9 protein-coding genes are annotated in these 9,280 nt (G+C 54.2%); 4 read left to right on the top strand and 5 right to left on the bottom strand.

Annotated elements, in window-relative coordinates:
• Positions 1–573 (bottom strand): hypothetical protein (locus HMPREF2635_RS01570; protein WP_070821164.1); only part of this gene is annotated, 573 nt, incomplete at its 3' end.
• Between the two features lie 1,235 nt (positions 574–1,808).
• Here HMPREF2635_RS01570 and HMPREF2635_RS01565 point away from each other — a divergent pair.
• A complete protein-coding gene (locus tag HMPREF2635_RS01565; protein ID WP_070821163.1) occupies positions 1,809–3,236 on the top strand; it encodes an APC family permease in 1,428 nt (475 codons plus the stop codon).
• Positions 3,237–3,245: 9 nt separating this feature from the next.
• Here HMPREF2635_RS01565 and HMPREF2635_RS01560 read toward each other — a convergent pair whose 3' ends face one another.
• Positions 3,246–3,824: a hypothetical protein gene (locus tag HMPREF2635_RS01560; protein WP_070821162.1), complete on the bottom strand. Its 579-nt coding sequence runs from the start codon at positions 3,822–3,824 to the stop codon at positions 3,246–3,248.
• 158 nt (positions 3,825–3,982) lie between these two features.
• On the opposite strand from HMPREF2635_RS01560, the gene HMPREF2635_RS01555 reads away from it, so the two are divergent.
• Positions 3,983–4,864 carry a hypothetical protein gene (locus tag HMPREF2635_RS01555; RefSeq protein ID WP_070821161.1) on the top strand — a complete coding sequence of 294 codons (882 nt, stop codon included), beginning with the start codon at positions 3,983–3,985 and terminating at the stop codon, positions 4,862–4,864.
• Between the two features lie 113 nt (positions 4,865–4,977).
• Here HMPREF2635_RS01555 and HMPREF2635_RS01550 read toward each other — a convergent pair whose 3' ends face one another.
• The 3 genes from HMPREF2635_RS01550 to HMPREF2635_RS01540 all read right to left on the bottom strand — a co-directional run bounded on the left by HMPREF2635_RS01550 (position 4,978) and on the right by HMPREF2635_RS01540 (position 6,618).
• On the bottom strand, positions 4,978–5,289 hold the full coding sequence (locus HMPREF2635_RS01550) for a hypothetical protein (RefSeq protein WP_070821160.1): 312 nt from the start codon (positions 5,287–5,289) through the stop codon (positions 4,978–4,980).
• 143 nt (positions 5,290–5,432) lie between these two features.
• Positions 5,433–6,188, bottom strand: coding sequence for an ImmA/IrrE family metallo-endopeptidase (locus HMPREF2635_RS01545; protein WP_168167649.1), 756 nt, complete (start codon positions 6,186–6,188; stop codon positions 5,433–5,435).
• Positions 6,189–6,285: 97 nt separating this feature from the next.
• A complete protein-coding gene (locus HMPREF2635_RS01540) occupies positions 6,286–6,618 on the bottom strand; it encodes a helix-turn-helix domain-containing protein (RefSeq protein ID WP_070821158.1) in 333 nt (110 codons plus the stop codon).
• Positions 6,619–7,044: 426 nt separating this feature from the next.
• Here HMPREF2635_RS01540 and HMPREF2635_RS01535 point away from each other — a divergent pair, with 426 nt between their 5' ends.
• Positions 7,045–8,127 carry a DUF262 domain-containing protein gene (locus HMPREF2635_RS01535; RefSeq protein WP_083321270.1) on the top strand — a complete coding sequence of 361 codons (1,083 nt, stop codon included), beginning with the start codon at positions 7,045–7,047 and terminating at the stop codon, positions 8,125–8,127.
• Between the two features lies 1 nt (position 8,128).
• Positions 8,129–9,241, top strand: a complete 1,113-nt coding sequence (locus HMPREF2635_RS01530) for a nucleotidyltransferase family protein (protein ID WP_070821156.1) — start codon at positions 8,129–8,131, stop codon at positions 9,239–9,241.
• Positions 9,242–9,280: the final 39 nt, after the last annotated feature.

Below are 9,280 nucleotides of genomic sequence, written 5' to 3'. Positions count from 1 at the left end.
GGAGTTGAAGGAACCGGAAACGCTGCGATCGCCGGGCTTCTCGCAGGTCAGGTTAGCAAGGTCGTTGCCGATTCGGCAGGTGAGGTCATAGTTCTCACCAGTCACGGGGCTCTTGGCGGTGATGTGAGCGGTGTAGAGGGAGCCGACCGTGGGGTTTGAAGGGTCGTACCGGGTCATTGTGTAGGAGGCCTTCGAGGCCGGGGCGAACATGACTACCGCGAACTCGCAGGACGTGGAGCTTCCCGCAGTGATAGGGTCGCCCTGCGGGGTCGTACCGCAGTCGCCGCCAATCTGGCTGGCATTCGTGGTGTTTTCCTCTGCGTCGTCGTGTGCCCCATCGTTAGCGTCGTCGGCGTCATCGTCGTCCGCAGCTGTAGTTGGGGAGGGCGTGGAGTCTTCTTCCGTGCTGGTGTCGTCATCACTGTCCTCGGTGGTCGTTTCCTCCTCGGCAACCGTGGTGTCGTCGACGCTGTCGGTGCCAGGTGATGAGTCTGGGGTAGAGGTGTCATTGCTGCATGCGGTCAGTGCACATGCTGTGGCGATAGCGAGTGTGAGAGAAGAGAGTTTGTGCATAGCACGTCAGTATAGACAGGAATGGTGACCTGACCTGCTTACTAGTGAAAATGATTGAGACGACCCGGGCGGAATCGTGGCGGGGTGGGCAGTGCCACGCGCTAGTGAACTCAGCCCCGGCGGCACAATCGCCATCCCGGTGCTCCAGACCAGGTGCAGGGCGGCGGAGATAAGGACGGAGGCCGCGAGGAGCAGGGGGGATACCCATCGCAGCCGTGACGGCGATGTAGAGGGCAACCTGGGCGATGAGTGAGGGGGTGGGGGGGAGGGGACGTCGGGAAGCGCGCGGCGTGCCGCGTCGCGGAAGAAGAGTTCCTCGCCCACGCCGTTGATGATGAGCGTGGCCATCGTCATGAGGACGCTGCCGTGGCGCATGTTGTCCAGCAGGTCGGCCCGGCCAGGGCGGGGATGGAGCGCTCGATGAGGGCGCCGAGGAGAAATAGGATGATGAGCGCGATGCCGCTGTCGGCACCCCGGGCCAGTTCACGCGGGGCGGTGCCGGAAAACAGCGGCGGTCGCCCCACAAACCCCACGTGCCCAGCCAGACGGCGGCGGTAAAGAACATGGCCAGGTAGAACAGCTAGGAGCCGGCGCCGGACAGGTGGAGGTCTTTGAGGGTGATGCCACGCTTCTCAGTGCGGAGATTGCCCGACGAAACTGGCGGTCAATACTTTTGCTAATTCCAGCCTCCAGCCGGGCCGCAACCTGGCGGCTTTTCAACGCTCCAGTTCAGCGTGATAATAATGCGGATGTTGATACCTGGGCAGAACGCACAGAGTTGGCGCGGGGACTATACGGCGAAAGGAAACGGAATTTCTTGGCGAACTAGCGTGTCGTGTGTCTTTATTTATGAAGAACCCCGGCTAGGTAGGGATTCTTGGCGAAGCGACACACAGTTTGGTTGGCGGTTAAGCTGCAACAGTTGCCGGCGTTATGTGACGGGGGCTCTTAGACACAAGGGGGACGTCGTCAAGCGCCTTGTGTGGGAGTTGAGGCGCGATCCTTGGGCCAACGCGTAGCGACATCGCAAGAGCGCAGGACATGCGAGTGTTTGGTAACCGAGCTCTGCAATGGCCACCATCGGTTACGTTCATGGAACGAGAGATGGAACCCCGCGTTAAGTTTCTTAGATCTGCAGCACACCTAATCAATAATCTCTAGACTTGCCAGAAACGCGCGCTGGGATCGTCCGCAAGGTCCTGGCGCTCAAGGTGAATTGTCTGGAGTGAAACTACATGTCGGAGAATGCGACACTGCGGAAAACCATGAAGCCCTCGTGGGTCTTTGCCATGGCGTTGGGTGCGGCGATTGGCTGGGGCGCCTATATCTTGCCCTTCGACTGGATGCAGAAGGCGGGGCTTGGTGGAACACTCATCGGCTTTGTCATTGGTGGCCTGATGATTGCCATTATTGGTTTGAGCTACGGCTTTACCATTCGCGCGCTGCCGCTGACCGGTGGTGGCGTGGCGTTCGCTATGGCTGCGCTCGGCCGGACTCATGCGTTTATCGCGGGATGGGCGCTGACGCTGGGGTACTCGTGCGTTGTCGCGTTGAATGCGTCGGCGGTCACGCTCGTCTTCCGTGTGACTTTCCCTGAGCTGGTTATGCGGGGCGCGCTTTACGACGTCGCCGGGTGGACCATCTATCTCCCCGAAGTAGCCATTTGCTCACTGTTTATCCTTGTGTTCGCGTGGTTGAACTCCAAGGGTGCTGCGCTCTCCGGCCGGTTCCAGTTCTTTGCTGTTGTGCTCATGATCTTCGCGGTGGTGGTTATTGTGGCGTCGATGGTGATCTACTACGTCGCCGAGCGCCCGGAGCTTGCTCCCGCCTTTCCTGTAGATGTGCCGCCGGCTGCGGCGGTGGCGACCATCATCGCTTTTGCCCCGTGGGCTTATGTGGGCTTTGATTCCATTCCTCAGCTGGCGGGCGAGTTTAACTTCTCTCCGCGGAAGGCGCTGGGTCTTCTGCTATGGGGGATTACTGTCGCGACGGTTATTTATATGGCGATGATGCTTGCAACCTCCATCGCTGTGGGAACCCGTCACGAAGCTTTCGGAGGGGAGGCGTGGCCGCCAGCAGCAGCTATTAGCGAGGTAATGGGACCAGCTGGCTTGGTGCTCATGGTGGTTGCGGTGAGCGCGGGTGTGTTGACAGGCCTTAATGGTTTCTACACTGCGGCAAGCCGTGTGCTGTTTACATTGGGACGTGCGAACCTGGTCCCGCGCCGTTTGGGTGAGCTGAAGGGCAGGGAGCACGCACCGCGCAATGCGATTCTCTTGGTGTGTGCGGTGTGCCTGGTGACCCCATGGTTCGGGCGCGCGGCGTTGACGTGGGTTGTCGATATGTCCAGTGCCGGTATCACGGTGGCATATTTCTATACGTGCTTCTGTGCTTGGAAGATTGCGCGCACCGGGCAGGTCCCCGGGATGTCCAAGCCGATTGCACCCAACAAGTTCTACGAGTACTTCGCGCTTGCTGGGTGCATTCTCTCCGTCGGGTTCTTGGCGCTGCTCTTTGTTCCGGGCTCGCCCGGCATGCTGGGAACGGCTCCGCTCATTGCGTTGGTGGTCTGGATTGTGCTTGGGCTGGCGTCGTGGGCCGTCAAGAGCCGTCAGCTGAAGGATGTGCCGCCGGAGAAGACGGCATCGTTGATTTTGGAATAGCTGGGGCGGCTAGTCGGTAGTGTTCAGGCGCTGCGGCCAATCATGGGCATCCGAGGTGAAGATGGCGAGCACGCTGTTATCACCGGGCTTGCGGCAACTCAAACCGGCTAGATCGCTGCCAATCTGACAGGTGAGCTGGTAACTCTCACCGGTAACGGGGCTTTTGGCAGTGATGTTCGCGGTGTAGAGAGGATTGACCGTGGGGTCTGCTTGGTAGAGGGTGTAGCTGGCCTTCTTGGCAGGGTCAAACATTGCCGCGGCGAACTCACAAGAGGTAGCGCTGCCGGCGAAGATTGTGTCGCCCTCCGATGTCACGCCGCAGTCGCCGCCGACCTGGCTGGCGTTGATGGTCTGCTTGCTGGATTCTTCTTCCTGCTGCTCGTCAGCGCGGGTTGGGGAGGGGTCTTCGTCTTCCTCGCTGGTGCTTGAAGAGCTGTCTGGGCTTTCTGGCGTCGTGGATTCTTCAGCCGTTGTTGTTTCTTCGGTGGTGGTGTCTGGGGCCCCGGACGTGATCGGGTCATTGCCGCTGCATGCGGAGAGAGCGAATGCCGTTGCGACGGCGAGGGTGAGAGTAGAGGGTCTGTGCATAGCGGAAACTGTAGTCCTAGAAAAGCGCTGTGTCCTGGGTTTGATGTGGTCAGATTGGTGGGAAGAAGCGTCGGCAAGCACGGCGCTGACCACACGCTTTAGCACTAGACTTTGAGAGGGCAGTGTTCAGTTGGCGTCGAGAAGCGAGGAATGGGCAAATGGACAAGGTCGAGGTTGGAGACGTAGTTGCGTTTAGAGAAAGCGATTCCATCGTCGGACAATCTTTAAAGGCTCGGGTTGTGGACATTCAGCCTTCGGGGAAGGCCTCGTTTCGGTACTCCCTAGAGCTTGAGGACGGATCCATACGTAAGGTCCCACGGCCGCGAATTAAGGGACCGTGGGCGAAGGCTGCTGAGATCGATGAACTCGTGAATCATCAGGTGAGGCTCCACGCGCAACGAGGTGGGGAAGAGCAAGACCGTGCCGCAAGCTTCATGGTTGAGAGTTGCCGCCTAGGAGAAACCATGGAGCTGGGAAGCGGCGATGATTTCATAATCACCGATCCGAAAACTCTTGAAGAACTAGTGGATTCCCCTTTGGACGTGCTTTTGGAGGGAGTGCTAACCGCCCCCTGTAACGAAGGGCTGCAAATATCTCCCCTTGGCGGAGTTCGCATTGTGCAAAGATTCGCGGAAGTCTCGCCTGATGAAGTGCTTGAGGTCGTGGCAAAAGAAGAGAAGGAGTGGAAACTTAAGCTCCGAGAGCATCACGGAATTATTTCTGCGCGATGGGAATGGGAATTCTATTGTGAGCACTACCGGCCGATGTTTGAACTCTGGCGTGAATGGTGCGGTTTTGCTGCCGTACGGAAGTACGAACGGGAAATAGCTGCTGAAGCGGAGGGGGCAAGGCTTTTCGACTTGGCAAAGCGGCTAATTGAGCATATTGAAGATGAAGAGCCAGAGATTGCCAAAATGTACCGGCAGGAACTACTTGCGGAGCAGATAACGCCGTATACCATCCGCGAGACCCCTGACAGGCCATTAGAGCCTGACGAAATTCCAGTTCGGGTTGAGTATCGCAGGCGGCGTTGGGGGTGATAGCACTGCGTCTCTCGATTGAAAGGGCAAAATGAGGCATGATTAGGGGCAGAAGCAGCCCTACATTACGTACAGCTGCTTGACCCTCACCGGAGGCTACTGGCAGGTGAGGGTCATTTAATTTTCTTTCGCGCCCGGTAGACGGTGCGGTCGTTCAATCGAGTCGTTTCAAAAGGAGCGAGAACATCGAACTTTGAAAGCTTGTCCCACACCTTGCGGGACTGGCCGCGGTCGGTAAGGACGCCTAGATGCACGCAGCGGAGAAGCACGGCTTCAGTGGTGAAGACCGTTGCTGCCTGTCGCTTGTGTACGAGCTCCTGGGCCTCTTCATCATCGATGATGATGGCGGTACGCGCCGAAGGATCCTCCTCAAGGAGGGCAAGGCAATGCGCGATTGCGGTGTATTCTCCCAGGTTCTTCGCCATTCCGCCTTGGATTGAGAATCGGGGACCCGCGAATAGGCGGATGTGTTTGAAGAGGCGATCCATGTCGTCGTCAAGCACGTGCACGTGGCCATGTGCAATGAGTGATGACCAGGTTCGGGAGCCACACTGAAACCTGGTGTCCTTTAGCTTTCTGTGTATCTCGTCGTTGACTGCAGCAGGCACGTGGAGTTTGTCATTGCCCACGAATTTGAGAAGAAGTCTTCTAGGTCGGTCTCTATATCGCGCTGACCTGTTAGGTTTTGGCCGACAGAACCCGGGACGGCGTACATTGAGTCGGCTACTTCCTCTGGGCTTACTTGCTCGGCGAACGCTACCGTTGGCAGCGCGATGAGCCCCTGAGCGTATGCCTTGTAAGCATCGGCCACGAGTCTCTCGGAAGCTCGTGGCAGCTGCGCAATTTGGCAGGCGTGGTCATATGTGGCTTTCCATCCGAAGCGGGAGGCGAGTTTCTTAGCGGTGTGACTTTTTAGTTCCTCTTTAGTGTCTTTCGAGATGAGACCTGCTTGATGAAGCTGGATTGCCGCTACATAAGGCGAGACCTGGAAGCGTTGGACAACTGCAGACAAAAGCTCTTCTGGATCTTCGTACTGAGGTATTTCACGCAACGCTTCCTCGGGGCAGAGGACGCAACGCGCGAAGGTGTTCGCGCGGGTCTCGTTGGGAAGGGTCTTATCGCATTGTAAGGAAGCCCCGTCCTCCGTGATGTCTCCGGCCACGATGTGCCCGATTTCGTGTGCAATGGTTAAACGCTGGCGGAAAGGATTGTTACTAGTGCCAATCCCTACGGTTAAAGCGCCCGAACCAGGATCGCGTAGCGTCAGCGCTTCGAGGTCTTCCGGTAAGTCGAGGACAATGAAATCAGCTTCAACGAGCTTCATAAGGTCGTTGATGTCATCGACTGGTCCTACACCTAGCTTGTGCTTCGCGCGAAACCGAGCAGCGAGTTCAACACCCTGTTGCGAGGGGCTCGTTGACTTAGGCATGTGTGCTATCCAGGTTCACTCGGAGCTGGAGATAAGGCAGAAGAGTTTGTGTTGCTTCCTCAGTTTTGGTCTGGTGACCACGAGCGGCAACGCGCACACGCTTAGAGAGTGGAGTGGCGTCGATAAGCTCAGCGGCATCGATCCCAAGAGCCCACGCGAGGGCCATGATGTGGTGGAGAGTTGGTGTGGCCGTGCCTTTCTCAAGGCGGGCCAAGGTGGGCTGGGACAGAATTTCATCGGTCATGGCGGCGAGGTCCCTCTGGCTGAGATCGCGCAGCTGACGCTGCGCACGGACTCGCTCGCCGAAGTCAGTGGGGATGTTCATGGTGGTGATCCTTGTTGACTTCGATTAAACACGTGAATCAGATTGGAGTCAATATGATTCAACGTGATTTTGGGTTGTATAGCAGGCGTCAACTTTGCAATTCTGCGTGGCTAGGTGAGGCTTGAAAATCGAAGGTAAGCAGTTTTATGACTGAGAGTAGCTTTGAGAGGCCTGTAGGGACTCACGAGGTTCGGACCGACATAGTATTACTTCTTCTTCTGCCTCTCCGTGGCTAGCCAGGATGAATCGTCGAATTCACTACTCCTTTAAGCTGGCATATGTGCAAATCATCCAGAGCACAACTGCTTCAAGTACTCTGACAGGCTTGCAGAAGATTGCTTGATAGTCCGAATTGACTGTCTAGGCAACGGTCGAAGCTGCAGCATCGGAGAGAGAAAACCATTAATCTCGATGTAGACTTTTCTCATGAGCAGAAAAGAAATTGAAAATGTGATGAAGAATCGGCGCCAGTCAGTTCAAACGGTCGCTTGGTTCAATGATCTCTATAAGCGTGGCCTTTTGGACCTCTCTCCGGAGTATCAGCGTAGATCTGTATGGAATGAGGACTATAAGGACTATTTTTTAGACACGATCTTGTCTGGATTTCCTGCTCCTGCGATTTTTTTGTACGAAGAAATTTCTCCAGAAGGGGAAATCCGATATTCTGTAGTTGATGGGAAGCAACGCCTAAGCACTATATTGGAATTTGTCAAGCCGAACTCGGAAGTTACGTTGGCAGACGATGAATCTCGACATGCGGAAAACGCTGGAAAAACATTTGATCAACTGTCGGAAGCACTAAAAGTTAGCATTTGGACTTACAAGTTTTCGATCGAGTTTCTTCCTAGTAAATCCGAAAACCTTTTGAAGGAAATTTTCGACCGCATCAACCGGAACGTAAACAAGCTTACGCCGCAGGAGCTGAGGAACGCTCGATACTCAGGATGTTTTTCGGAAGCATCTGAAGAGCTTGCAGATAAGATTGATAGTGAACTGAAGTTATGGCCGCGATATGCGGCACAGGCACGCCGGCAGATGAAGGATGTCGAATTTGCTAGTCATTTGTTGTTGCTAGTTGAAAATGGTCCCAGTGGTGTAACCCAGGAGCAGATGGATGAAGTTTACGCATCTCGACAGAAAACTTGGGAACAAAAGAAAAATATTCTGGATCGCGCGTTTTTAGCAGTTTCAAACTTTAAGAAGGTGCTAGAGGCTAGTGATGTCAGAACAGAATTCCTTGAAAAATCGAAAAACCAGGCGAATTTTTACTCCCTATTCGATGTATTTTCTCGTATGAGGGAGTTGTCGGATATCCAAGCTGAAAAGGTTCGGGAGAAGCTAGACCAGTTTTTTAAAAAAGTGTATTCGGGAACCGCAAAGAAGGGTACCCAAGCTGCTGCTTTTAGAGCCCATACGCGTGCTTCCTCCTCCGATAGCGGTCCTAGAAGTGCGCGCTCGGCAACGCTCTTGGATTTGCTGTCAGACTTCATTGCAGATAAAGGGGAGTAGCGTGCCGCAGGTTGATGCAGGGGTTCGTGAGCGTTTTAACGACGATTTCGCTGAGTATAAACAAATACAGAATTTCTTTTCCAATTTGGTTGTCCCTAAACTGCGTGAGCAGGGGTGGGTGGTTGAGCATCGATTAAAGACCGTCGAGTCTGTGGCAGAGAAGATTGAAACGGGCCGGTTCGACAAGTGGAGTCGAATAGATGATATCTTTGCAGCGACTGTCGTTGTTCCTGATCCGGGGGAGGAAGAGCGGGCTCTTGTGGTGCTGAAAGGCCTCTTGGGGAAGCCTATCGAAGAAAGGAAGCGCGAAACCACGGGGTTTGGTGGATCATCAAGTTTCGGCTTTAGTTCTCCTCGTTATATATTTTCCGCCCCTGAGGAATGGCGGTCAAAGCTGGCTGATTCCAGAAAACATCTCAATTTTGAAGTGCAAATACCGACCATTCTCGAGTGGGCCTGGCTGAAATTAACGCACGATTTTGCTTACAAGGGGGCTGAATTTGATTCTTCCGCTTTCAGGACAGCTTCCATGATAAAGGCGAATTTCGAGCAGGTTGAATGGTTGTTATCGCTTCAGAAGGATTCTTCTAGCGAGCTAGGTTACAAGAGGAGCAAGCGGGAGTTAGCCAAAGAGTATGTTGTAGAGCAGACTGAAAGACTATTTTCTGATGGACTATTAAAAGACGTTCAAAGGCCGTTGTCGATGAATCGTTTCGCGGATAATATCTATGCTCTTGTTGAAAGCATTACCCAATATGAGGAGTTTGAACGTCTCTTTATGAAACTGGTTCGGGGAGGGTTTGTGAATTCAAATGTTGACAAGATACAGCTTCGGAAAGTGATAGAGAAGAGCTATGGGCGACCTGCGGTTGATAGGGTTAAGGGGCGGGTTGAAAAGTTATACGGTGGATTCGTCAAGTCAGTGTACGATGGGGTATATGACCTAAATTCAAGTGTGTCATTGTCCCCGTTTTCTGTTTTCATTAATTTCCTATCTGAAGATAGAAGGGAATTGAACTGGGAATCAGACATTTTGAAACAGCTTGATTATCCAATCGTGCCTAGTTCGTTTGCTTTAAATTCTAAGTGGAAGACGTTCGACTTTTTGAATTAATTGTACTGTTTGCGGTTTTGGCGGACGTTAAATTTTAGC

It is taken from the genome of Corynebacterium sp. HMSC035E02 (assembly GCF_001836065.1).
In the GTDB taxonomy this organism is placed as follows: domain Bacteria; phylum Actinomycetota; class Actinomycetes; order Mycobacteriales; family Mycobacteriaceae; genus Corynebacterium; species Corynebacterium hiratae.
This window is presented reverse-complemented; position numbering and strand designations above follow the sequence as displayed.